The sequence below is a fragment of the Pseudomonas typographi genome, from assembly GCF_014694385.1.
Lineage (GTDB): Bacteria > Pseudomonadota > Gammaproteobacteria > Pseudomonadales > Pseudomonadaceae > Aquipseudomonas > Aquipseudomonas typographi.
In genome coordinates this window covers 53,319-76,653 of the sequence record NZ_JAAOCA010000027.1, presented here as the reverse complement: position 1 = coordinate 76,653, position 23,335 = coordinate 53,319, and the positions used below count along the sequence as shown (strand labels likewise).

Genomic DNA, 23,335 nt, shown 5'->3' with positions numbered 1-23,335 from the left:
CACCATGCCACCCCGCCTGCCTACCCCCGCCCTGCTACCGCTGCTGGTGGCCAGCACCCTGCTGCACGTAGCCAGCGCCCATGCCGCCCAGGCCGACGCCGAAGGCAAGACGCCGGTCGTCGAGTTGGAAACGCAAAACATCGTCGCCACCGCCGAGCAGGAAACCAAGCAGGCCCCAGGGGTGTCGATCATCACTGCCGAAGACATCAAGAAACGCCCACCGGCCAACGATATCTCCGAGCTGATCCGCACCATGCCGGGGGTTAACCTTACCGGCAACTCCAGCAGTGGCCAACGCGGTAACAACAGGCAAATCGACATCCGCGGCATGGGCCCGGAAAACACCTTGATCCTGATCGATGGTAAGCCGGTGACCAGCCGCAGCTCGGTGCGTTACGGCTGGCGCGGCGAGCGTGACAGCCGTGGCGACACCAATTGGGTGCCCGCCGACATGATCGAGCGCATCGAAGTGATCCGCGGCCCGGCCGCCGCCCGTTACGGCAACGGCGCCGCCGGCGGGGTGGTGAACATCATCACCCAACAGCCCACCCAACAAACCCATGGCTCGGCCACGGTCTACACCGCGTTCCCGCAGCACAAAGACGAAGGTGCCACCCGGCGCATGGACTTCGGCCTGCGTGGCGCGATGACCGACAACTTGACCTACCGGCTGTATGGCAACGTTGCCAAAACCGATGCCGACGATTGGGACATCAACAGCGGGCACGAATCGGCCCGCACCGGCAACCAGGCTGGCACCCTGCCGGCGGGCCGCGAGGGGGTACGCAATAAAGACGTTAACGGCCTGCTCGCCTGGCAGTTCACCCCGGAGCAACGCCTGGAGTTCGAGGCCGGCTACAGCCGCCAAAGCAACCTCTATACCGGCGACACCCAGAACACCAACAGCAACACCTACGTCAAAAGCCTGCTCGGCCATGAAACCAATATCCTGTACCGCAACACATGGGCGCTGACCCACCGTGGCGATTGGGATTTCGGTACCACGCTGGCCTACCTGCAATACGAAAAAACCCGCAACCGCCGCATCAACGAAGGCCTGGCAGGTGGCACCGAAGGTATTTTCAGCAATACCGATTTCTACACCAGTACCCTGCGTGGCCTGACCGCCCACGGCGAGGTGAACCTGCCTTTGCACTGGGGCGTGGACCAAACCTTAACCCTGGGTAGCGAGTGGGTCGAACAACGGCTCGACGACCCGTTGGCCAACACCCAGAGCACCTCAGCGGGCGGTACCGTGAGCGGTATTTCAGCCACCCAGCGTGATTCGAGCAGTTCGGCGCGCATCGCCTCGCTGTTTGCCGAGGACAACATCGAACTGCGCCCAGGGACCATGCTCACGCCGGCGCTGCGGTTCGACCATCACGATATCGTTGGCGACAATTGGAGCCCTTCACTGAACCTGTCGCAGGTGCTGACCGACACCCTAACGCTCAAGGCGGGTATCGCCCGTGCGTATAAAGCGCCGAACCTGTACCAGCTCAACCCCAACTACTTGCTCTACTCCAATGGGCAAGGTTGCTACGGGCAAACCACTGCGTGTTACCTGCAGGGCAACGCCGGCCTGAAAGCCGAAACCTCGGTGAACAAGGAGCTGGGGATCGAGTACAAAAAAAATGACCTCGTCGCGGGCCTGACCTACTTTCGCAACGACTACAAAAACAAGATCGAATCAGGCCTGGAACCGGTCGGCACCGCCATCGGCGGCACCGGCAGCACCGCCAATGCCTCGGTGTTCCAATGGGAGAACGTGCCCAAGGCATTGGTCGAAGGCCTGGAAGGCAACTTCAGCATGGGCCTTGCCCACAACCTTAAGTGGAGCAACAACTTCACCTACATGCTGCAATCGAAAAACAAGCAAACCGGCGATGTGTTGTCGGTCACACCCAGGTATACGCTCAATTCCATGCTCGGCTGGCAGGCTACCGACACGCTGTCGCTGCAATTGAATGTGGCGTATTACGGTAAGCAGAAACCGAAGAAGTACGACTACCATGGTGCCCGAGTGACCGGTACCGCCAACCAGGAGGTGGCGCCCTATGCCATCGTAGGTTCCAGCGGCACCTACCAGTTGACGCAGAACCTCAGTGTAACCGCCGGCATCGATAACCTGCTCGACAAGCGCCACTGGCGCGAAGGTAATGCCCAGGGCGTGACCAATATCGCCGGGGCCGGCGCCGCGACCTACAACGAACCGGGCCGCACCCTCTATACCAGCGTGACGGCGTCGTTTTGATGCGCCTGTTGCGCAGTATCTTGCTGCCGGCCGGGCTCTGGCTCGCCGCGGCCTGTTGGGGGGCACCGGTGCCGGTGCCGATGAACACCACGCTGCTGCAACGTGCAGACCTCGCCTACCGCTTTACCAGCGTGGCGCTGGACTCGGCCGATGGTCGGCGGCATTACCAGGTGTGGGTGGGCGTACCCCGCCATAACGCCCCGGCGGCTGGCTACCCGGTGCTCTACATGCTCGACGGCAATGCGGCGTTCGAGGGGCTGGACCCTGCCTTGCTGGAGGCACTCGACCAAGGCCAAGCTCCGCTGCTGGTGGCAGTGGGGTATGCCGGCGGCCAGCGTATCGACCGCGACGGGCGCACGTTCGACTATACCCCCGCGCGCCCCCAAGGGCCGCAGCTAGACCCCCTGTCGAAAACACCCAGCGGCGGTGCCGAAGCCTTCCTTGATTTGTTGCAAACGCGCATAACGCCTGCGGTGCAGCAGTTGGCGCCCATAGACCCCGCACGCCGCGCGCTGTGGGGCCATTCGTATGGTGGGCTGTTCGTGCTGTACGTATTGATGCGGCACCCTGAAGCCTTTACCACTTATGCCGCAGCCAGCCCTTCGCTGTGGTGGGCGCCGGGGTTGATGACCGAACAAAGCCAAGGCTTGGCCCAACGCTTGGCGGGGCCCAAGCAACTGTGGCTGATGAAAGGCGAAGCCGAACCCGCGCTACCCAGGCCCAACCTGCCGGCGCCGACCGAAAGCGCAGGCCAATTGGCCAGGGCGTTGGCGCAAATACCTGGCTTGGAGGTGCGCTACAAACTGTTCCCAGGGCTGGGCCATGGGCCGGTGCTGGCGACCTCATTGCGCCAAACGTTGATCTGGCTCAATGAAATAAACGATAACTAACAAAGGCGAGAGCTTTTTTTTACGATTCTTTGACTAAAAGGCCATTAGGGTGCGGGCGTCCTTTCCTGCCGCCTGTATCCATAAGGTCGATTCGGCATGTTAACCCGCCACTTATTGCCTGCTTTAACACCTAACCGGTTGATCATGCTATTCGCCGCCGTGCTGGTGGCGTTCTACAACTTCCCCGCTTGGGGTGCGCTGGCCTCGCTGGCCGAACTCACCGGCCTCAAGCGCGTGCTGTTCGAAGTCTCGTTCGCGGTGTTTCTATGGGCGGCATTCTGCCTGCTTTTGCTGCCCTTCTCGTTCCGCCCCTTGCTACGCCCGGTCATCAGCCTGGTGGCGGTCACCGGTGCGCTGGCGGCGTACTTCATGAACGCTTACGGCGTGGCGATCGACCGGGTCATGATGCAGAACGTGATGGAAACCAACCCCGGCGAAGTCAGCGCCTTGCTCAGCGGCAAAATGGTCGTGTACCTGTTGCTTGGGCTGGTGCCTGCCACCCTGGCGTGGTTGTGGCCGGTGCGCTACCAGCCATTTCTGCACGGGCTGCTGACCAAATTGGCATTGGCGTTCAGCGCTACCTTGCTGCTGGTGCTGGCGGTGGTCAGCTTTTATTCCACCTATGCGCCCCTGTTCCGCGAGGAAGACAAACTCACCCATTTCATCAACCCCACCGCCTATATCTACGCCACGGCCAAGGTTGCCAGCGAAAAACTGGCGATCAAACGCGACACGGTGATCCAGCCGATTGGCACCGACGCGAAGCGGGTAGCCCAGGGCCAGCGCAAGAAGCTGATGATCTTCGTGGTGGGCGAAACGGCCCGCGCCGACCATTTTGCCCTCAACGGGTACCCCCGCCCCACCAACCCTGAGCTGAGCCAACTGGATGTGCTGAACTTTACCCAGGTGCACTCCTGCGGCACCTCCACGGCGGTGTCGGTGCCGTGCATGTTCTCGATGTTCCCGCGCAAGGGCTACACCGATAAAAAGGGCAAGACCTACGAAAGCCTGCTCGATGTGCTACAGCGCACCGGCATGAAGGTGCTGTGGCTGGAAAACAACAGTGACTGCAAGGGTGTATGCCGGCGGGTACCCAACCGGGACATCCCCAAAACCCAGCCCAGCCCGTTCTGCGATGGCCAACGCTGCCTGGATGAGGCCCTGCTGGTAGGCCTTGAGCAGTACATCGACACCCTCGACGAAGATACGATCATCGTGCTGCACTCCGACGGCAGCCATGGGCCCGAATACTATGACCGTTACCCACCGGACCAACAGGTGTTCGCCCCGGTGTGCCACACCAACCAGTTGGGCAGTTGTAGCCAGCAAGAACTGGTGAACGTGTACGACAACACCATCCATTACACCGACCACTTTTTGGCCCAGGTAGTCGACCTGCTCAAGCACAACCAGCAGCGGCTGGACACCGCCATGTGGTATGTGTCCGACCATGGCGAGTCGCTGGGTGAGAAAGGCGTGTACCTGCATGCTGCGCCCTATAGTATCGCCCCCGAGGCGCAAACCCATGTGCCCATGGTACTGTGGTTCGGCCAGGGCGCGCTGGCCGACACTGGCATCGACCGTGGCTGCCTGCAGGCCAAAGAGAATCAGGCCGATCTAAGCCACGATTACGTGTTCCATTCATTGCTAGGCTGGTTCAATGTGAACACCAACCTGTACCAGGGCGGGCTGGACCTGTTCCGAACCTGCCGCAAAGGTAGCTAAGCATGCGCCACGCAGGTGACCCGCCACTATTTTTACCGCAGCACTGCCGCGCCCAGATATATTTGCCTACAGAGCCCAGCCTGAACTGCAAGGATCAACCATGCCGGTTACGCACGCCCCGCAACGCTCGCGCCACATGGCGCTGCTGGTCGCCGCTGCTTTTTTCATGGAAAACCTCGACGCTACGGTAATCGTCACCGCCCTGCCGGACATGGCCGCCAGTTTCGGGGTGGCCGCCATTGACTTGAACGTGGGCATTACCGCCTATGTACTGACCCTGGCGGTGTTCATCCCGGCCAGTGGCTGGGTGGCCGAGCGTTGGGGCCACCGCCGGGTATTCATGGCCGCCCTGGCCGCCTTCACGATAGCCTCGGCGCTGTGCGGTGTTTCGCAGACCCTTGGGCAATTCGTGGCCGCGCGCGTATTGCAAGGCATAGGCGGGGCGATGATGGTCCCGGTCGGGCGCTTGGCGGTATTGCAAAACACCGAAAAAAAAGACCTGCTCACGGCGATTGCCTTCATCACTTGGCCTGGGCTGGTGGCGCCGGTGCTCGGCCCGCCCTTGGGCGGGTTGATCACCAGTTGGGCATCGTGGCACTGGATATTCCTGCTTAATGTGCCGCTGGGGTTGCTGGCCATGGCCTGGGCATTCAAGTTGATGCCCGCGGGGCCTGGCGCGGGCCAGGCGCGGCCGTTCGACGGGCTGGGGTTCGTGCTGTGCGCCGCCACCTGTGCGGGGCTGCTGCATGCCCTCGACGAACTGGGGCAAAACCCCGCGCGCTGGCCACCTTATGCCCTGTTGTTGCTGAGCGTGGTGTTGGCGGCCTGGCTGGTGCGGCATCTGCTGCGCCACCGCGCGCCGTTACTGCGGCTGGAGGCGGTGCGGGTCAAGACCTACCAAGTGGTGTTCAATGGGGGCTCGTTGTTTCGCGCCATGGTCAGCGCCCACCCGTTCCTGCTGCCGCTGATGTTCCAACTGGGCTTTGGGCTGAGCCCAGTGAACTCCGGCCTGTTGGTGCTGTGCCTGTTCGCCGGCAACATCGGCATGAAGCCCATGACCAATTGGGTGCTCCGCACCCAGGGGTTTCGCCGTACCCTGGTCGGCAGCAGCTTGGTGCTCAGCGCCGCCACGTTCGCCTGCGCCGCCCTGACCCCGGCTACGCCCTGGTGGCTGGTGGCACCGCTGCTGGTGGTCTCCGGCATGGCGCGGTCCATGGGCTTTACCGCTTATAGTAGCCTGGCCTTCGCCGACATGCCCGCGCCCCTGATGAGCTCGGCCAACACCCTGTTCAGCATGGCCCAGCAACTGGCCTTCGGCTTGGGCGTGGCGCTGGCGGTGATCTTCCTGCGGGTTGCCCAAGCGGCACTGGGCGTGGGCGAAAGTGCGCTGGCGGGCTACCACTTGGCCTTTGTGCTGATCGGGGTGATGACCCTGGCTTCAATGCTCGATTTGCTGCGCTTGCCTGGCGATGCCGGGGCGCAGGTATCTGGGCACGCAGCGCGCCGGCAGTGACCGGTACGCCTAAGCGGTGGCGTGGGCGCGCCGGTGCAGCCATGCCGCGGCAATGCCCGACAGGCAGATCACCATGATACCGACAATGGCGCTCAGCGCCGGGGTGTGGTTGAAGATCAAGAACCCATACAGGCCCGCAAACACGATTTGGCAATAGCCGAACGGCGCCAGCAACGCCGGCGGGGCATGGCGGAAGGCCTGGGTCAGTAGCAGGTGGGCACTCATGCCACAGCCCCCGAGCAGCAGCATCAGCACCCCGTGCCACCCGGTTGGCCACTGCCAAAAGAACGGCACGATGGCGCTCATCACCAGCGTATTGAAAACCCCGGCAAAAAAATTGCTGGTGGTGGGGCTATCGACCTTGGCAACCATGCGTGTGAGCACTTGGTAAAAGCAAAAGCACAGCGCCGAGCCGAACGGAAACAAGATCGCCGGGGTGAACAGGTCGCCGCCAGGGTGCACGATAATGAGCACGCCACAAAAGCCGACCAGCACCGCCACCCACTGGCCCGTGCTAACTTTTTCTTTGAGCAGCGGCACCGACAGCGCGGTCAATAGCAGCGGCGACAGGAAGTTCACCGCGGTAGCCTCGGCGATCGGGATGTACTGCAGCCCCGATATGAACGCAAGGCTGGTGCCTAACAGGCACAATGCCCGCAAGGCCTGCAGCATGGGCCGCTTGGTGCGCAAGATACGTAGGCCCGACTGCGGCATGAAGATGCCCATCATCAACAGGGTATGCACGAAATAGCGCACCCAGATCACCAGCATCACCGGATAGAAGCCCGTCAAAAACTTGCTCAATACGTCATGGCTGGCGAACAGCAGCGTCGCCGTTACCATCAACAGCATGCCTTTCAAGGGTTGGGGCGTGGCGGTCAACGCGGTGTTGGTGGCGGTCATCGGCTCTGAGCATTCCAGTACGCGGCGATCTTTGCAGTGTGGCGTTTTCGGCAGTTGGCTGCACCCTTTGGCGGTGCCGCTGGCCCTGCTGGGCGGGTCAGCCAAGCGTATTCAGCAATTCCCGGCAATCCACCGCATGCCAGTCCGCCAGCTCCGGCCAAGGGTTTTCCGGCAGGTTCACCAGTACCGTTCGCGCGCCGGCGGCGCGGCCGCAGGCGAGGTCGAAACGGTAGTCACCAACCATCACCATGTCGGCCGTGGCTACGCCCCAACGCTGGGCAATGCGCAGCAGGCCCTCGGGGTCAGGCTTGGGTGCGGCTTCGTCGCGGCCATAGATGTCGTCGACGGCGAAGCAATCATCCACGCCGATGGCGGCCAAGGTGATGTGCGCAAGCTCGCGCGCATTACGGGTGAGGATACCCAGGCGGCAGCCGCGCTCGGCCAGCCGGCGCACCAGCTCGACCGCACCGGGGGCCGGCGTGGCGCCCACCGCCAGTTCGCGCTCATGCTCCAGCAGCCAGGCGTGCTTGGCCGCGGCTTGCTCTGGCGGCAAGGCCGCCAGGTAAGTGAGGATGTCATCTTCGGCGGGGATGCCCAGCGCTATCCGGATGGCGGCAAAATCATGCACGGCGAGGGTCAACGTGCCGTCCATGTCGAACACCCAGTGGCGAATAGCGCCAATGTTCATGCCCAGTCCTTACGGTAACGCATCAGCCCTTCCTGGGCCGAGGAGGCCACCAATTGCCCAGCGCGGTTGTACACGCTGCCGCGGCAGAAGCCACGGGCGTTGCCCGCCCAGGGGCTGTCCAGCGCATACAGCAGCCAATCGTCGGCGACCAAGTTGCCATGGAACCACAGCGCATGGTCGAGGCTGGCGATCTGCATGTCGCGGTGCCATGCCGACTTGGCATGTGGCAGCAACGCAGTGGTCAGCAGGTTGAAGTCTGAGGCGTAGGCCATGATCCAACGGTGCAACGACGGGTTGGCTGCCAGCTTTCCATCGGCCCTGAACCACACGTACTTCACCGGGTCGCTTCGCTGGGGGTTATAAGGGTCGCGCTCGGTCACCGGGCGTATTTCGATGGGTTTGGGGCACAGCAGTTTTTCCCGCAACGGCCCTGGGATCAACTGCTCTTGCTGCTTGAGCAATTCAAGTTCGGTGGGCAAGTTTTCCGGCCCCACGACCTGTGGCATCGGCGCCTGGTGATGAAAACCTTCTTCATCGCGGTGGAACGACATAGACCCGGTAAAAATGGTCTCGCCCTTCTGTACCGCGGTAACCCGGCGGGTGCTGAAGCTACCGCCGTCGCGCACGGGATCGACCCTGTACATCACCGCCAGTGCGGCATCACCCGGCCGTAGAAAATACCCGTGCAACGAATGCACGTGGCGCGCCGGTTCCACCGTTTGGCTGGCGGCCGAAAGCGATTGCCCCAACACTTGGCCACCGAACAACTGTCGGAAGCCTAAATCCTGGCTGCGCCCGCGGAACAGGTTGGCTTCGATGGCTTCGAGGCTCAACAGGTCGACCAGGTCGTCGAGCACTTCGCTCATGGTGAACTCCTAGAATCAAACGCTGGCATCATACAGCCCTTGCTGCCACTGCGCCCGGCCGATGCGAAACAACCGGTGGCGGCGCAGCGGGTGGCCCGCGGGTAAGGCGGGGTGGTCAAAATCATCACCCGGGTCGCAGGCCATGCCTACCGCCTGCATCACCTTTTGCGAGGGCACATTCGCCTCGGCGGTAAAGGCCACCACCTGCTCCAGCGCCAACTGCCCGAAGGCGCAGGCAAGGCAGGTGTACGCCGCTTCACTGGCGTAGCCAAGGCCCCAATGTTCGCGCGCCAGGCGCCAGCCGATTTCCACGGCGGGCACAAAGTGGGCATCGAAGTTCACCCTGGCAAGCCCTGTAAGGCCAATGAACTCACCCGTGGCGGTGTGCTCCAGCGCCCACAAGCCAAAGCCATACTCGTTGAAATGGCCGCGAATGCGGCCGATCAACGCGGCGGTTTCCAGCCGCGACAAGGTAGCCGGGAAATAGCGCATCATTTGCGGGTCCGCGCACATCGCGGCAAACCCATCGAGGTCGGCATCACCACGCCATTGGCGCAGGCGCAACCGAGGGCTGTGCAGTTCCAAGATCGGCTCCATTCATTACTCCTTATCTATGAAAGCCGGCCTGCAACTGGCAAGCTCAAGTGCGTGGTATTCAGGCAGCGCGGCGCATTGTTGCCCGAACTGCCTCAAATACCCCACATGCCTCTTTACCCGCCGGATACCCATGCCACTGCCGCTGATCTATCACGAAGACTACAGCCCAGACTTCCCGCCCGAGCACCGGTTCCCCATGGACAAGTTTCGCTTGCTCCACGACCACTTGGTGGACAGCAACGTGGTGCGTTCGGCAGACCTGCTGCGCCCGGCCCTGTGCCCGCCCGCCATCCTGGCCTTGGCCCATGCGCCTGATTATATCGAGCGCTACCTGGCCGGTGAATTGTCCCGCGATGACCAACGGCGCCTGGGCCTGCCCTGGAGCGAGGCGGTGGCCCGGCGCACGGTGCGTGCGGTAGGCGGTTCGATCCTGGCGGCCGAGCAGGCCTTGCAACACGGTATGGCCTGCCACTTGGCCGGTGGCACCCACCATGCCCACTACGACCACCCCGCCGGCTTTTGCATTTTCAATGACCTGGCGGTGATCAGCCGGTATTTCCTCGAATGCGGCAGGGTGGGCCGGGTGCTGATCTTCGATTGCGATGTACACCAAGGCGACGGCACCGCCCGAATACTTAAAGATACCCCAGACGCGATCACGGTTTCACTGCATTGCGAAAGCAACTTTCCCGCGCGCAAGGCCAACAGCGACTGGGACATTGCCCTGCCCAGGGGCATGGGCGATGTGGCCTACTTGCAGGTGGTGGAACAGGCCCTGGATTACCTGCTGCCGCTGTACCAGCCGGACCTGGTGCTGTACGACGCTGGGGTGGATGTGCATCAGGACGACGCCTTGGGTTACCTCAAACTCACTGACGCCGGGGTCGCCGCCCGCGACGAAACCGTATTGCGGCGGTGCCTGGTGCGGGGCATCCCGATAATGGCCGTTATTGGCGGCGGCTACAGCAAAGACCGCCAGGCCCTGGCCCGGCGCCATGGCATTCTTCACCACACGGCCAAGAAAGTGTGGGAAAACCAATGAGTTACCCCCATGCACTGTGGAGCGCCCTGTGGATAACCTCTGCGAAACCCCACTGCGGCCTTTATCCACAGGGCTGCGGCGCTTCTGTACGTTTTTTAGCCAATGACCGCCACGCCACGCTCGGGTAGAATCCCGGGCTTTGCCCAACGATGCCCGCCATGCCCTACAGTGCCGCCCCTCTTCCCGTTGCGATTATCGGCGCAGGCCCCGCCGGGCTGATGGCCGCCGAAGTACTGAGCGCCGCGGGCGTGGCCGTGGCCGTGTACGACGCCATGCCCTCGGTGGGGCGTAAGTTCTTGCTGGCCGGTGTCGGCGGCATGAACATCACCCATGCCGAACCCTACGCGGCCTTTGCCAGCCGCTACTATGAGCAGGCGCCCTGGGTGGACCAATGGCTGCAAGGTTTCAACGCTACGGGTGTGCGCCACTGGGTGCGCGGGTTAGGCCTGGACACCTTCGTGGGCAGCTCCGGGCGGGTGTTCCCCACCGGCATGAAAGCCGCGCCCTTGCTGCGCGCCTGGCTCAAGCGCCTGCGTGAGCAAGGGGTAGCCATCCACACCCGGCATCACTGGCAGGGCTGGGACGAACATGGGCACCTGCGCATGGCCAGCGCGCAGGGCGAGCATCGCGTGGCCGCCCACGCCACCCTGCTGGCCCTGGGCGGCGCCAGCTGGCCACGGCTAGGTTCGGACGGTGCCTGGCAAGGGGCACTGGCCGAGCGCGGGGTGGCATTGGCGCCGCTGCGCGCGGCCAACTGCGGTTTCGAAGTGCAAGGCTGGAGCGCTTTGCTGCGTGAGAAGTTCGCCGGTAGCCCGCTCAAGACCATTGCCATGGCGGTGGAAGGCCAGCCGCTGCAACCCGGCGAAGCCATCCTCACCGAGACAGGGCTCGAAGGCAGTTTGGTCTATGCGTTGTCCGCCGCGGTTCGCCAGCGCATCGAACATCATGGCCATGCCTGGGTGCAAATAGACCTGTTGCCCCAGCGTAGCCTCGCCAACATCCAGGCGGCGCTGGAAAAACCACGGGGCGCGCGCTCGATGGCCAAGCACCTGTACGGCCAGCTCAAGCTCGACGGTGCCAAGGCGGCCCTGCTACGGGAACTGGCCAGCCAGACCAGCTTCGACAGCCCGGCGCAATTAGCCCACGCGATCAAGGCCCTGCGCTGCCAGCTGGTGCGTACACGGCCCTTGGCCGAAGCCATCAGCAGCGCCGGCGGCGTACGCCGCGACGCTCTGACCGATGGCCTGATGCTCAAGGCGTTGCCAGGGGTGTTCTGCGCCGGTGAGATGCTCGATTGGGAAGCGCCCACTGGCGGGTATCTGCTTACCGCCTGCCTTGCCAGTGGCCGGCAGGCAGCCGGCGGGATGCTGGATTACCTGGCGCAGCCTGGCCAACCGTAGCGGCCGACCACAGGGCTTGGTCCAGTAAGCCTCAGGGCTTGCGCTTGCGCGGGCCGGTGTTGAACGCCGGCACCTTGCGCACCGCCTTGGGCGCAGGCTCGGGGGGGTCGTTGTTTTCCATCCAGCGGCCCAGGCCGGCCTTGGCGCCGCCCACCTTGGCTTTTTTCGGCTTTTTCGGTTTTTTGATTACTTCGCCGCTGGCGTTGGTGTCCGGCACGCGGTGCTCGGGCTCGAAACCCGGCTCTTCGATGCGCTTGAGGGTTAGCCGGGTCAGGCGCTCGATGGCGGCCAGCAACTCCACCTCGTCGGCACACACCAGCGACAGCGCCTCGCCGCTATTGCCGGCCCGGCCGGTGCGGCCGATGCGGTGCACGTAATCCTCGGCTACGATCGGCAGGTCGAGGTTTACCACCTGTGGCAAGTCTTCGATGTCCAGCCCGCGGGCGGCCACATCGGTCGCCACCAGGATCGACACTTCGCCGGCCTTGAATTGATCCAGCGCCCGCTGGCGGGTGGCCTGCGGGCGGTCGCCGTGGATGCCATCGGCGGCATAGCCCTGGCCCTGCAGGCGCTCGACCAGTTGGTCTACGCCGTTGCGGGTTTTGGCGAACACCAACACCTGCTTCCAGCGGCGGCTTTTGAGCAGGTGGCAGAATAAATCGGCCTTGCGCTTTTTATCAACCGGTACCACCGCCTGCTTCACCGTGGGGGCGGCCACGTTGCGCGGGCTGGTTTGTACCGACAGCGGCTGGTCGAGCATCTGCCCGGCCAGCAGGCGAATCTCGTCACTGAACGTGGCAGAGAACAACAGCGTTTGCCGGCGCTCGGGCAAACTGGCGTAGAGCGCGCGTAGCTCTTCGGCAAAACCCAGGTCGAGCATACGGTCGGCTTCGTCCAGCACCAACGCCTCGACCTGGTTGAATTTCACCGCGTTTTGGCGGTGCAGGTCGAGCAGGCGCCCCGGCGTGGCCACCAACAGGTCGACACCACCGCGCAAGCGCATCATTTGCGGGTTGATACTTACCCCGCCGTACACCGCATAGGTGCCCACCGGCAGGTTTACCGCGTAATCACGGATGTTGGCATGTACCTGCTCGGCTAGTTCACGCGTGGGCACCAGCACCAACGCGCGCACCGAGTTGCTGGCGACCTTTGCCCCATCCATGGCCAGACGCTGCAACAGCGGCAAGGCGAAGCCTGCGGTTTTGCCGGTGCCGGTTTGCGCGGCCGCCATCAGGTCACGGCCGCTGAGCACGGCGGGGATGGCCTGCTGCTGCACGGCGGTAGGTTCGGTGTAACCCAAGGCGTCCAAGGCGCGCAGCAAGGGGTCGATCAGGCCAAGGGAGGCGAACGTCATAAATGGCTACCGTCAGGGGTTGTTGCAGGCGCGCAGTGTACCTTTTTGAAGGCCGTTATGCCCTACGCCGTTGCGCCAGGCCGATCAGCGCCACCACGCCACCGGCCACGCCCGTTGCGTGAACGTTGCTGCCGGGCAAGGCGCCGTCGGTATGGTGCGGCCAACTTCTGAAAGACCCCACCAGGTCGCCTCGGTGCTTTCCAACCCGTGTGATTGACTCTAACGGCTCAAAACCGGGCTTAAGCAAGGCGGCACTGCTGCATCATCGCGGCTTGCTCAGCATGGGGCCATCCGCAACGCACCGCTTTTTATCGCTACCCGGCGTATGGCCCGTAATCGATATAGCCTTGGGCGCCTCCACCGTAATAGGTATCTCGATCGGGCACCGCCAGTGACCAGCCGTTTTTCAGCCTGGCCACGAGATCAGGGTTGGCAATGAAAGGCTGCCCAAAGGCGGCCAAATCGGTCAAATTCGCATCCAGCAAACCCTGGGCGCGCTCGCGGGTCATATCGCCAGCGAGGATAAGTGCGGTCTCGCCCAATTCAGCCTTGCACTGCTTGAGCAGTTCGCGCAATGCCTGCTCCTGCGCCGCCGAGCTTTCGCCGGCCATGAAGAAATGGCTCTGATCCATGACATGCACATAAGCGATTCCGCGTCTGTGCATGCCTGCGCACAGTGCCGAATAGGTTTCGTCGATCTCTGGGTAGATGGGCATGTCAAACAGTTGCCCATACGGTGAGATACGAATGCCAACGCGGTCGGCACCGATTCTTGCGCAGGCAGCGTCGACAACGTCAAACACAAAGCGTAACCGATCTTGCAGGTCGGCGGCGCCATAACGGTCGGTGCGGTCGTTTACCAAGGGGTTCAAGAATTGTTCGAGCAAGTAGCCGTTGGCGCCGTGAATTTCTACACCGTCGAACCCGGCATCCATTGCATTTTGTGCGGCCTGGGCAAAGTCTTCAACAACTCGCGCAACTTCCTCAGTGGTCAACGGGCGAGGGACGGAGGTAGGCACAAAACCAGGCTCACCGTTCTCGGTGTAGCCAAATGCGACTGCCCCTTGGGCTGGTTTGCAGGTAGCACTGACGGGGGCTTTTCCATCAATCTGAATAGAGGTGTGGGACACCCGCCCCACGTGCCACAGCTGGGCGAACATTTTGCCGCCGGCGCTATGCACAGAGTCAGTTACAAGCTTCCAGCCCTCGATCTGCTCCGGCGTGTAAATCCCGGGGTTGAACAGATAGCCTTGGCCTTCGCGGGAGATGGGCGTGCCTTCCGAGACGATCAGGCCAGCCGTGGCCCGCTGGGTGTAATGCAGTGCGACCTGCTCGGTCGCAATGTCATCGGGTGCCCGAGAGCGTGTCATCGGTGCCATAACGATACGATTGCTCAGGGGCGTGTTACCGAGTTTGAACTCGCCGAATAGCGCCAAGAGGGTTCCTCCTGTGGATAGGAATCAAGCAGCCGAGGTTTACCGCAACAATCACACTAGGTTCGGTGTGCAGGGTCGAAGGCGAAGGCTTGAAGCTCGCGCGGTAGTGCGCTGCGACCCGGATACCTTGTTAATGATGTGGGTTTATGAAATGTGCCGGCCCACTTTACTGGCGACGCATCATCATCAGCAGCGCGATGATGACGGCGAGCGCGGCGATGAGGGTGGCGATAATGCCGATGGAGTTCAGCCCGTAGTGGCCGATGCCGATTCCGCCAACTATCGCGCCCAGGCCAATGCCAGCGTTGGCCGCCGAAATGTTCAGGGTCGCGGCTAGCGCCTGAGCCTGCGCTCCAGCCTGCATGACCCTAACTTGGCATACCACGAACAAAGCCGTATAGCCGATACCCCAGGCCACCAGCGCGACCATCAGCCAGATGTGCTGAGGCGCCAGCGGTACCGCCGCGAGCATGCCGGCACCGGCCAGCACCAGGAATACCACCATGGCAGCCAGTGGTTTGCGGTCTACCATGCTGCCGCCCAGGTGGTTACCGACCATGCCGATCGCGCCGAAGCCCATTAGCCACCAGCCCACTTGGCCAGCAGGAATGCCACCCAGCCGCTCCAGAATGTCGGCCAGATAGGTGTAAGCCGTGAACAATGCGGTGAAAGTCAGGATCGACAACAGCAAATGAGCCACAAAGCGCGGTTGGCGCAAGATCATCGTCTGCTTATGGTCGGGGTGCGAGCTGCCGGAGACTGGCAGCTCCGGCATCACCAGATGCATCAGCACACCGATGAACAGGGCGATCGCTGCCAAGATCCAGAAGCTTCCACGCCAGCCCACGGACTCAGCCGCCAGGGTGCCTAGCGGCACACCAAACACCAGTGCGGCGGTGATGCCCAGGTAAATTCTACCGACCGCCTTCCCCGACTGGCCAGGCCCTGCGAGTTGCCCGGCAGTCTCGCTGGCGGTGCCCCAAAATACCGGCAGCGCTAGGGCCGGGATAAAGCGAGCCAGGGCCAGCACCCAAATGTTGGTGGAGACGGCAGCCAAAACGTTGGAGGCGGCAAACACCATTAGAATCAGGGTGAATAATTTCTTGCGTTCAACGTGCGCCAGCTTGGCTGTGAGTACAGGCCCGAACAACATCACCGTGAAGGCGAAGAGAGTAACCACTTGGCCAGCCAAGGCTATGGAGATGTTCAATTCTCGGGAAAGAGACGGTAGTAGGCCGACGATCAGGAACTCGGTAGTCACGATGATAAAGGCTGCGACCGCCATGATCAGGATCTGAAGCGCCGACCGTGATGTTTCGCCGGGGGCACTGGCCACCGAGGGGGACTGCATAACGCTTAACTCCAATCAGGTTTTGACATAGTGTATTGGAGAAGGGGTGTTTTATTTTGGCTTGTTTGTACCGAGTGAAGGGAACTGAATTCATCAATTGGAGCAGCAATGTTTTCGTCTGAACGCCTCAAGGGCATTGATGTTTTCGTTATCGTTGCCGATGTGGGCAGTTTTACAGCGGCGGCCGAACGCCTCAACCTGACCAACTCTGCCGTCAGTAAAAGTGTGGCGAGACTTGAAGGGAGGCTCGGCATCCGCCTGTTTCAGCGAACCACAAGGCGCCTCAGCCTTACCGAGGCGGGTCAAATATTCTACCGTACATGTACAGCAGTGTTATCTGATCTGGAGGAAGTCGAGATCGCGCTGACTTCGGAGCAGACTGAGCCCCAAGGCAAAGTAAGGATCGATTTACCTGCCTCTTATGGACGGCTGCACGTGTTGCCGCTGATTATCGAGTTTGTAAAACAGCATCCACGACTTTCACCCCATGTGTCGTTTTCGGATCGTTATGTCGATCCGGTACACGAGGGTATCGACATTGTTGTGAGGATCGGCGGCCCGGACGCTTGGCCGACCTCTATGGGGCACCAGTTTTTTGGCACGCAGAAACTCATTTTCTGCGCCTCGCCCGACTATCTGGGCCAATACGGGCAGCCCCACTCCGAGTCGGATCTGGATGGGCACCTCTGTGTGGGCTATGGACAGAACGATGGAATGGCTATCCCCTGGTATTTCAAAGGCCGCCAGCAGGGTGATAGGGAGCGTAGGATCATGCACCCCCACATTGCAGTTGGGGACGGAGAAGGAGAAGTCATGGCAGTATTGGCGGGGCTTGGCATCGCCCAACTGCCAACGTGGTTGGTTCAGGCGCATTTAAAGAGTGGACGACTGGTGGAGGTTCTTCCACACCTTGCCACCGAGGGCCTGCCCATGAATCTGGTATGGCTAAAGAGCCGCGAAGCGTTGCCAAAAGTGAGTGCTTTGATCGAGTACCTAGGGGCCAATCTTACTCCAACAGGGCGGCGCTGACAGATGCCGACCCACGAGGCTCACCGGCACCGGCGGGCCCGAACGGCTGAAGGGCGACTTACCTGGCTATGCTTCCCGCCGCATCAACAAGGCGCACCAGCTTATCTACTGGCTCGAACAGGGCGTACTGACCCTCATCGCCCGCCGATACCACTACGGCTAAGCATGCGGCGCCGTGCCATCAATTGCGCAACAGCAAAGCCCCTTCGATAGGTACGTAACGGCTAGCCGAGCGGATCAACGCGCCGGCGGTCAGGCCCGGTACGCCATAGGCCACCGCCTGCACCCCGTCGCGCTCAATGATGCGCTGTAGCAGCAGGTCGAAGTCGCCATCGCCGGAGGCTAGCACCACTTCATCGACCCGTGGCGCCGCATCGAGGATGTCGATGGTGATACCCACGTCCCAGTCGCCCTTGGCCGAGCCGTCGGCGCGCTGGATGTAGGGCTTGAGCTTCACGGTGAACCCCAGGTTGCGCAGAATCTGCTGGAACTGCTGCTGGCGCGCGTCGCCACGGTCGATCGCATAGGCATACGCTTCGACGATCTCACCTTCGCGGGCGATGCCTGCCCAAAAAGCCGAATAATTGAAGTGGCAACCGTAGGCCTGGCGCACGGTGTAGTAGAGGTTCTGCACATCGGCGAACACTGCGATTTTCTTCACACTTGGCCCCCACGCTTGCCGAAAACGAAAGCGCCGCCAGAGGGTGGCGCTGTGCGGCTGGAAGCTGAAGTATGCCAGTTCGAGGAGTGTGAATCACACCAACAGGCTTACACGTAGTCATCATCGTCGAAAAAGCCACCGTCGGCGCCGTCGCTGCCCCAATCGGTGTTGGCAAAACCGCCACGGTCATCGTTGTTCCACTCCGCGGTGCCGCTTTGGTCGGCCAGCGGCTCGGCCGCCATTGGCTCTTCGCGGATCACCTCGACGATATCCTGCGGGGCATTGCCGTGGTGGAACAAGCTGCTGATGCCCTCGGCGAGCATCACCCCACCCGCCACGCCGGCCGCGGTTTGCAACGCCCCACGCATGAACCCACCCCCACCCGATAAGGCCTGCGGCTGCGCCGCATAACCCTGCTGTACCGGTGGCGAAGGCTGGCCCCAACTGCTGTTGGGTTCGCGCCAGCCCCCGGCATTGCTACGCGGCGCTGGGGTTGTATCACGGTTACCGCCGCCAAACAGGTTCGAGAGAAAACCGCCGCCAGCTTGGGCCGGCGCCTGGGCACGGGCGCGGGCATCGTCGAGGTCGGCTTGCAACTGGCGTTTTTGTTCATCCAGGCGCTTGAGGGCGGCTTCCTGTACCAGAATCGCCTGGGCCATGTAGTAGGGCGCCGCCGGCTGCCCGGCCAGGTGCTCCCTAATCCGCTGCTCGGCCGGGGCATCGCGCGGGCCACCCTCGGCTTCGGCTTTTTTCAGGCGGGCAAACAAGCCATCGATCAAGGTTTGCTCTTCACTGTTCATGGCCACCTCATACGTTGCCAAAAATGCCTGGCCGCAATGGCCAAGTCGTAAAATGATGGGGGCCTGGCCCACGGCTTTCAATTGGCTGGGTGGATGAAAGTTAATTTATCCAAAGGCCCCGTATCGGCTACAGTGTGGCCCTGCTTTGCCAACCGATAGCCGCCCGATGAATCCGTTGACCATCCTGCAAGACGCCCTGTACTTCTTTCGCCGCCATTTGCTCGCCATCGCGCAATTGTGCCTGCCGCTGGTGGTGCTCGAAGCCCTGGCCGAACAACTGGTAGCGCGCAGCACAGGCCCATCCGGTTCACCTGTGTTCGACATCCTGGTGGGCCTGCTGTTCTATCCGCTGTACACCGGCGCGCTCATCTATTACCTGGACGCCCGCAGCAATGGTGACGCCCCTCGCCCCGGCCACCTATGGGGTATGGCGTTGCGGCTGTGGCCAAAATTCGCCCTGCTGGCGGCGATCAGCACGTTGTTCATCATGCTGGGCATGTCGCTGTTCGTGCTGCCGGGCCTGTGGGTAATGACCAAGCTGGTGTTCGCCGAATACCTGTTAGTGCTGCGGGGTTTGCCGCCGCTGGCGGCGATCAAGCAAAGCTTTGAACTCAGCCGCGGCTGGTTTTGGCAGATCCTGGTGTGCATCCTGCTGGTGCTGGTGCCACTGTGGATAATCGACTGGGCCAGTAGCGAGGTGTACCCCGCCGACGGCAACCTGTTGCTGTCACTGCTGATCGACAGCCTGAACAGCTTTTTGCAACTGTTCACCACCGTGGTGCTGTTTCGCCTGTTCATGTTGGTCAGCGACCCAACCTTGCGGCCAAACCCCTGACGGGGCCCTGCCCCCGTCACGCTCCGGAGCCTTGGATGCGACGTTTGCGTACTGCCCTGCTACTGGCTGTGCTGGCCGCCGTGATCGTGGGTGTGGGGGTGTATCGCATCAGTTGGCACCCACCCAAGCACTTGGCCGTGGCTCCGTTCTGCCAGGGCAACCCCGCCTCCCTGGTGCCGGGCCAAGGGCTGAAGGTGATGACCTGGAACGTGCAGTACCTGGCCGGCAAACGCTATGTGTTCTGGTACGAACGCCCGGGCGCCCGCGCAGCCGACGAGCGCCCGACCCCGGCCGACCTTGCCCACGGCCTGGACGAAGTGGCCCGCGTAGTGCGCGAAGAAAACCCCGACGTGCTGCTGCTACAAGAAGTCGACAACCAAGCCCGCGCCAGTTATTACCAAGACCAACTCGCGCTGCTGCGCGAACGTTTGGCCGACCTCTACTCCTGCAGTGCCCAGGCCTACGAGTTCAAGGCCGCCTTCGTGCCACGCTGGCACCTGTTGGGCAGCGTGGGCAGAACCGTCGCCACGTTCAGCCGCTACCGCATCGAACGGGCTGAGCGGCTACAACTGCCGCTACCGGGCAACGCCCTGACACAACTGTTCGCCCCCCGGCCTGCACTGCTGTCAAGCTACCTGAACGTGGCCGATGGCAGCCTGTTTGCGGTACTCAACACGCAATTGGGGCGCTACCACGCCGGCAGCGATACCCAGCGCAGCCAGTTGGTCGCCCTGCGCGGGCGCCTCGACCGGCTCGAAAGCCAGGGCACACCCTGGCTGCTGGGCGGCGATTTCAATGCCCTGCCGCTGGGCCAGTATCGCCGCCTGGAACCGTCACTACAGCCATATTACGCGCCCGACAGCGACCTGCACCTGCTTTGGGAGCGCTACCCAATGGTGCCCAGCAATGCCCAGGCCGGCGGTTTGCAACGGGGGCAATGGCTGACCTATTTCGCCAACGGCAGCCACGGCAATGGCCCGGATCGGACCTTGGACTATTTTTTCCATAGCCCGCAGTTGGCCCAGCTCGATGCACGGGTGCGCCAAGAAGACACGTTAGGGATTTCCGACCATTTGCCGTTGTTGATAAGTATCACGTTGCCGAAAACAGACGCCAAGCGGTAGGCCGCTACCACCGACAAAAACGGTAACGCCCAGGTGACCGTGCGCAACGAAGGGCTGAACGCGATCGCCGCATATGTATCCGTCCCGGCATCGGGCGACAAGGCCATCGACACGCGAGGCTATTTCACTTCGCTGACGTTCGTGGGTGCAGAACACCACGAGTGATTCGCAGCTAGGCGCCCGTTCAAGCCTGCAGGTCCTGGGCGGGCGCCGACCTCCAAGCTTCACCGGCATAGGCTGCCCCTGTGCATCGCTTCACCAGCCTGCGCTGCAGAACTGAGGCGGGCCGCCTCCGCGGGTACTCCCCGCCTATCATCTGCCACGAAACACCACACTCACGCGGCGCCGCCACCGTGCGCTGGCCGACCGAAAGCGCGGCTGCCTGCGCGACCTTCCGCCAACATCGTTGCAGGGATTCACATCGATTGCGTCGCCAGGAAAACAAATACTTTTAGTCCATATTCAAAACTATGAATGATAGAGATAATGATTCTCTGCTACATTTGCGCGCTTTTTGTAACATTTATCGTTAGCTTGGGGCTTGCGGCCCGTTTGAATTCAAAGGAGGGGCGTTGCAGATGGCCAGCAACCATAATAACAACCAATTCAGGATGAAAACCTTGGCAGCCATGGTTGCCACAATCGTGTGCCACAGTGCTGCACGGGCTGAGGATGCGCCCACCGAGCCCAACAAGGGCACCACCCTTGAACTGCCAAGCACCGTCGTTTCCGATGAGGCGCTGGTAGGGCAGCAAAGCGTTGGCTATCAAGCCCAGAACAGCACCGCTGCCACCAAGACCAGCACACCGCTGTCGGAAACGCCGCGTTCGGTATCGGTCGTTACACGCCAGCGGATGCAGGATCAGGCGTCGCAGACCCTTACCGATATTCTCGGCTACGTCCCCGGTATTTTTGCGCCACCGTTCGCGGTAGGCGATGGGCTGGCTGGCGACCTGTTCTATATCCGTGGCTACAATGCCACCGACTACGGCTATGGCTTGCTCAAGGATGGGCTGCGCCTGCAAGGCAACCGCTATGACACCACCACCGAACCCTATGGCCTGGAGCGCACCGAGGTGTTCCGCGGCCCCAGCTCGATTCTGTATGGTGAGAACGCCCCCGGCGGCCTGGTTAACCTGGTCAGCAAGCGCCCCACCACCACTGCCCAGGGTGAAGCGCGGCTGTCGTACGGCAACGATAACCGTAAACAAGTCGCGCTCGACGTGTCCGGCCCGCTGACCGATGATAATCGGATTCTCGGCCGTGTGGTGTTGCTGGGGCGAGAGTCGGATACCCAGGTCAAGAGCGTGCCGGATGACCGTATCTATGTAGCGCCCTCGATCACCTTTAATCTTGACGAGAATACCGCGCTGACGTTGCTGTCGACCTATCAGCGCGACCGCACGAAGTTGGAACTCGGCTACCCGGCTGCCGGCACCTTGCTCGACAACGTCAATGGCAAGATCAAAAAGGACGCCTTCACCGGCAACCCGAACTGGGACGACTTCAAGCGCGAAACCTGGACGCTGGGTTACGAGTTCAGCCGCCAACTGGACGATAACTGGCAATTCCGACAGAACTCGCGGTACATGGAATCGCGCCTGGACCGCCAGGAAAGCTGGCCGGGCAACCTCGATGAGGCAGGCTATGGCAGCACGCTGACCAACACCGCCTACGACCGCCAGAACAAATCCCTTGCCTATTCGCTAGACAACCAACTGGAGGGCCACTTCAGCACGGGTGCGCTGGACAACACCGTCTTGGTCGGCGCCAGTTACGACCGCACCTCCTTCAACCAGGACTGGCTGGCCGGCCGTGGCGGCACCATCGACGTGTTCAACCCGGCGTATTCGGCGGTGCAACCGGCCACGACGCAGTATGTGCAGAACTCCCAGCTCAGTCAGCAAATGTATGGCGTCTATTCGCAGTTGCAGAGCAAGTACGACCAATGGATTTTCCTGCTGGGTGGCCGCCAGGACTATGTCAACAGCACCTACCGCAACCGTGCCAGCGCAGCCCACACCGGCAGCGCGGCGGTGGCGGGTACTGACCTGGACGGCTGGGATCATAGATTCAGCTGGCAGACCGGCCTGATGTATCAGTTCACTAACGGGCTGTCGCCCTACGTCAGCTACTCGACGGCATTCACGCCGTCGCAGCAATCGTCGGACCCAACTGGCGCACTGTTCAACCCTATCCTCAGCAGCCAATACGAAGCGGGCCTGAAGTTCGAACCCAAAGGCTGGAATACCACGTTCACGGCGGCGGCGTTCGACTTGACCAAAAAGGACGACGTGGTGTCGGACAGCAGCGGCTTCAGCCGCCAGGTGGGCAAGAGCGAGTCCAAGGGTGTGGAGCTTGAGGTCAACAGCGACGTGACCAAAAACCTAAGCCTGGCGGCCTCGTACACCTACACCGACGCCCGGGTAACCAAAGACACCGCCGGTTCACTGTACAAGGATCACCAGTTGACCGGCGTGCCGCGCAACATGGCCTCGGCCTGGGCGACCTATCGCTTCCTCGAAGGCGCCCTCAGCGGGTTCCGGGTAGGGGGCGGTATTCGCTACTTCGATAACACCTTTGCCTACACGCCGGCGACGTTGTACGGCAAGTTGAAAACCGGCGATGTGACCCTGGTGGACGCGTTGGTCGGCTACGACATCAACAAGCATTGGTCGGTTGATGTGAACGCGAAGAACCTGTTCGACAAGGAGTATGTGTCGGGTTGCAACAACGCCGGCCGTTGCTACTGGGGTGAACAGCGCACCCTGTTGGGCACTGTGGCTTTCCGGTGGTAATACCTGGTCTATAAGCATTGGCGCCAATAATGCTCAATGGGCAACCCAGACCGGAGGCGCCGAGCC

At 62.0% G+C, this 23,335-nt stretch carries 22 protein-coding genes; 12 read left to right on the top strand and 10 right to left on the bottom strand.

Annotation, left to right across the window (positions count from 1 at the left end; genetic code table 11):
• The first annotated feature begins 4 nt into the window (after positions 1-4).
• The 4 genes from HAQ05_RS20120 (at position 5) to HAQ05_RS20105 (ending at position 6,382) form a co-directional block, all read left to right on the top strand.
• Positions 5-2,254 (top strand): TonB-dependent siderophore receptor, encoded by a 2,250-nt coding sequence (locus tag HAQ05_RS20120; RefSeq protein ID WP_190423804.1) that lies wholly within the window; start codon positions 5-7, stop codon positions 2,252-2,254.
• Between the two features lie 8 nt (positions 2,255-2,262).
• Entirely contained in the window at positions 2,263-3,144 is an 882-nt protein-coding gene (locus tag HAQ05_RS20115) for an alpha/beta hydrolase (protein ID WP_190423845.1), read from the top strand.
• 96 nt (positions 3,145-3,240) lie between these two features.
• Positions 3,241-4,869 (top strand): phosphoethanolamine transferase, encoded by a 1,629-nt coding sequence (locus HAQ05_RS20110; RefSeq protein ID WP_190423802.1) that lies wholly within the window; start codon positions 3,241-3,243, stop codon positions 4,867-4,869.
• A gap of 100 nt (positions 4,870-4,969) precedes the next feature.
• Positions 4,970-6,382, top strand: a complete 1,413-nt coding sequence (locus HAQ05_RS20105; protein ID WP_190423800.1) for an MFS transporter — start codon at positions 4,970-4,972, stop codon at positions 6,380-6,382.
• Positions 6,383-6,391: 9 nt separating this feature from the next.
• On the opposite strand, the gene HAQ05_RS20100 is transcribed toward HAQ05_RS20105, so the two are convergent.
• The 4 genes from HAQ05_RS20100 to HAQ05_RS20085 all read right to left on the bottom strand — a co-directional run bounded on the left by HAQ05_RS20100 (position 6,392) and on the right by HAQ05_RS20085 (position 9,436).
• Positions 6,392-7,285 (bottom strand): DMT family transporter, encoded by an 894-nt coding sequence (locus HAQ05_RS20100; protein WP_190423798.1) that lies wholly within the window; start codon positions 7,283-7,285, stop codon positions 6,392-6,394.
• 97 nt (positions 7,286-7,382) lie between these two features.
• A complete protein-coding gene (locus HAQ05_RS20095; protein WP_190423797.1) occupies positions 7,383-7,973 on the bottom strand; it encodes an HAD family hydrolase in 591 nt (196 codons plus the stop codon).
• Complete coding sequence (locus tag HAQ05_RS20090; RefSeq protein ID WP_190423795.1) at positions 7,970-8,839, bottom strand: acyl-CoA thioesterase; 870 nt, start codon at positions 8,837-8,839, stop codon at positions 7,970-7,972. Before HAQ05_RS20090 ends, HAQ05_RS20095 begins: the two co-directional genes overlap by 4 nt.
• A gap of 15 nt (positions 8,840-8,854) precedes the next feature.
• Complete coding sequence (locus HAQ05_RS20085; RefSeq protein WP_190423793.1) at positions 8,855-9,436, bottom strand: GNAT family N-acetyltransferase; 582 nt, start codon at positions 9,434-9,436, stop codon at positions 8,855-8,857.
• Between the two features lie 130 nt (positions 9,437-9,566).
• Here HAQ05_RS20085 and HAQ05_RS20080 point away from each other — a divergent pair, with 130 nt between their 5' ends.
• Positions 9,567-10,478, top strand: a complete 912-nt coding sequence (locus HAQ05_RS20080; RefSeq protein ID WP_190423791.1) for a histone deacetylase family protein — start codon at positions 9,567-9,569, stop codon at positions 10,476-10,478.
• A gap of 158 nt (positions 10,479-10,636) precedes the next feature.
• Positions 10,637-11,878: a TIGR03862 family flavoprotein gene (locus HAQ05_RS20075; RefSeq protein WP_190423789.1), complete on the top strand. Its 1,242-nt coding sequence runs from the start codon at positions 10,637-10,639 to the stop codon at positions 11,876-11,878.
• Between the two features lie 31 nt (positions 11,879-11,909).
• Here HAQ05_RS20075 and HAQ05_RS20070 read toward each other — a convergent pair whose 3' ends face one another.
• The 4 genes from HAQ05_RS20070 to HAQ05_RS20060 form a co-directional block, all read right to left on the bottom strand.
• Positions 11,910-13,235 (bottom strand): RNA helicase RhlE1, encoded by a 1,326-nt coding sequence (locus tag HAQ05_RS20070; protein WP_190423787.1) that lies wholly within the window; start codon positions 13,233-13,235, stop codon positions 11,910-11,912.
• Between the two features lie 55 nt (positions 13,236-13,290).
• Positions 13,291-13,416: a hypothetical protein gene (locus HAQ05_RS29100; RefSeq protein ID WP_274603317.1), complete on the bottom strand. Its 126-nt coding sequence runs from the start codon at positions 13,414-13,416 to the stop codon at positions 13,291-13,293.
• 133 nt (positions 13,417-13,549) lie between these two features.
• Positions 13,550-14,671 (bottom strand): alkene reductase, encoded by a 1,122-nt coding sequence (locus HAQ05_RS20065; protein WP_190423785.1) that lies wholly within the window; start codon positions 14,669-14,671, stop codon positions 13,550-13,552.
• 166 nt (positions 14,672-14,837) lie between these two features.
• The gene (locus HAQ05_RS20060) at positions 14,838-16,022 is read right to left on the bottom strand and encodes an MFS transporter (protein ID WP_190423783.1); all 1,185 of its coding nucleotides are present in this window, start codon (positions 16,020-16,022) and stop codon (positions 14,838-14,840) included.
• Positions 16,023-16,130: 108 nt separating this feature from the next.
• On the opposite strand from HAQ05_RS20060, the gene HAQ05_RS20055 reads away from it, so the two are divergent.
• Positions 16,131-17,051, top strand: coding sequence for a LysR family transcriptional regulator (locus HAQ05_RS20055; RefSeq protein ID WP_190423781.1), 921 nt, complete (start codon positions 16,131-16,133; stop codon positions 17,049-17,051).
• Positions 17,026-17,214 carry a type II toxin-antitoxin system YoeB family toxin gene (locus tag HAQ05_RS28420; protein WP_190423843.1) on the top strand — a complete coding sequence of 63 codons (189 nt, stop codon included), beginning with the start codon at positions 17,026-17,028 and terminating at the stop codon, positions 17,212-17,214. The genes HAQ05_RS20055 and HAQ05_RS28420 overlap by 26 nt, the downstream gene beginning before the upstream one ends.
• 18 nt (positions 17,215-17,232) lie before the next feature.
• Here the strand turns inward: HAQ05_RS28420 and HAQ05_RS20045 are convergent, their stop codons facing one another.
• Both HAQ05_RS20045 and HAQ05_RS20040 read right to left on the bottom strand, forming a co-directional pair.
• The gene (locus tag HAQ05_RS20045) at positions 17,233-17,712 is read right to left on the bottom strand and encodes an NYN domain-containing protein (RefSeq protein ID WP_190423779.1); all 480 of its coding nucleotides are present in this window, start codon (positions 17,710-17,712) and stop codon (positions 17,233-17,235) included.
• A gap of 107 nt (positions 17,713-17,819) precedes the next feature.
• A complete protein-coding gene (locus HAQ05_RS20040) occupies positions 17,820-18,512 on the bottom strand; it encodes a DUF2076 domain-containing protein (protein WP_190423777.1) in 693 nt (230 codons plus the stop codon).
• 166 nt (positions 18,513-18,678) lie between these two features.
• Here HAQ05_RS20040 and HAQ05_RS20035 point away from each other — a divergent pair, with 166 nt between their 5' ends.
• From HAQ05_RS20035 to HAQ05_RS20025, 4 genes are all read left to right on the top strand, one after another.
• Positions 18,679-19,347: a YciC family protein gene (locus tag HAQ05_RS20035; protein WP_190423775.1), complete on the top strand. Its 669-nt coding sequence runs from the start codon at positions 18,679-18,681 to the stop codon at positions 19,345-19,347.
• 35 nt (positions 19,348-19,382) lie between these two features.
• Positions 19,383-20,471, top strand: a complete 1,089-nt coding sequence (locus tag HAQ05_RS20030) for an endonuclease/exonuclease/phosphatase family protein (RefSeq protein WP_190423773.1) — start codon at positions 19,383-19,385, stop codon at positions 20,469-20,471.
• 33 nt (positions 20,472-20,504) lie between these two features.
• Positions 20,505-20,636 (top strand): hypothetical protein, encoded by a 132-nt coding sequence (locus HAQ05_RS29095; protein ID WP_274601985.1) that lies wholly within the window; start codon positions 20,505-20,507, stop codon positions 20,634-20,636.
• A gap of 413 nt (positions 20,637-21,049) precedes the next feature.
• Complete coding sequence (locus HAQ05_RS20025; RefSeq protein ID WP_190423771.1) at positions 21,050-23,269, top strand: TonB-dependent siderophore receptor; 2,220 nt, start codon at positions 21,050-21,052, stop codon at positions 23,267-23,269.
• Positions 23,270-23,335: the final 66 nt, after the last annotated feature.

Coding starts and splice junctions, on each gene's coding strand:
- HAQ05_RS20120 (WP_190423804.1), top strand. CDS start 5: ATGCCACCCCGCCTGCCTACCCCCGCCCTGCTACCGCTGCTGGTGGCC.
- HAQ05_RS20110 (WP_190423802.1), top strand. CDS start 3,241: ATGTTAACCCGCCACTTATTGCCTGCTTTAACACCTAACCGGTTGATC.
- HAQ05_RS20105 (WP_190423800.1), top strand. CDS start 4,970: ATGCCGGTTACGCACGCCCCGCAACGCTCGCGCCACATGGCGCTGCTG.
- HAQ05_RS20100 (WP_190423798.1), bottom strand. CDS start 7,285: ATGACCGCCACCAACACCGCGTTGACCGCCACGCCCCAACCCTTGAAA.
- HAQ05_RS20095 (WP_190423797.1), bottom strand. CDS start 7,973: ATGAACATTGGCGCTATTCGCCACTGGGTGTTCGACATGGACGGCACG.
- HAQ05_RS20090 (WP_190423795.1), bottom strand. CDS start 8,839: ATGAGCGAAGTGCTCGACGACCTGGTCGACCTGTTGAGCCTCGAAGCC.
- HAQ05_RS20085 (WP_190423793.1), bottom strand. CDS start 9,436: ATGGAGCCGATCTTGGAACTGCACAGCCCTCGGTTGCGCCTGCGCCAA.
- HAQ05_RS20080 (WP_190423791.1), top strand. CDS start 9,567: ATGCCACTGCCGCTGATCTATCACGAAGACTACAGCCCAGACTTCCCG.
- HAQ05_RS20075 (WP_190423789.1), top strand. CDS start 10,637: ATGCCCTACAGTGCCGCCCCTCTTCCCGTTGCGATTATCGGCGCAGGC.
- HAQ05_RS20070 (WP_190423787.1), bottom strand. CDS start 13,235: ATGACGTTCGCCTCCCTTGGCCTGATCGACCCCTTGCTGCGCGCCTTG.
- HAQ05_RS20060 (WP_190423783.1), bottom strand. CDS start 16,022: ATGCAGTCCCCCTCGGTGGCCAGTGCCCCCGGCGAAACATCACGGTCG.
- HAQ05_RS20055 (WP_190423781.1), top strand. CDS start 16,131: ATGTTTTCGTCTGAACGCCTCAAGGGCATTGATGTTTTCGTTATCGTT.
- HAQ05_RS20040 (WP_190423777.1), bottom strand. CDS start 18,512: ATGAACAGTGAAGAGCAAACCTTGATCGATGGCTTGTTTGCCCGCCTG.
- HAQ05_RS20035 (WP_190423775.1), top strand. CDS start 18,679: ATGAATCCGTTGACCATCCTGCAAGACGCCCTGTACTTCTTTCGCCGC.
- HAQ05_RS20030 (WP_190423773.1), top strand. CDS start 19,383: ATGCGACGTTTGCGTACTGCCCTGCTACTGGCTGTGCTGGCCGCCGTG.
- HAQ05_RS20025 (WP_190423771.1), top strand. CDS start 21,050: ATGGCCAGCAACCATAATAACAACCAATTCAGGATGAAAACCTTGGCA.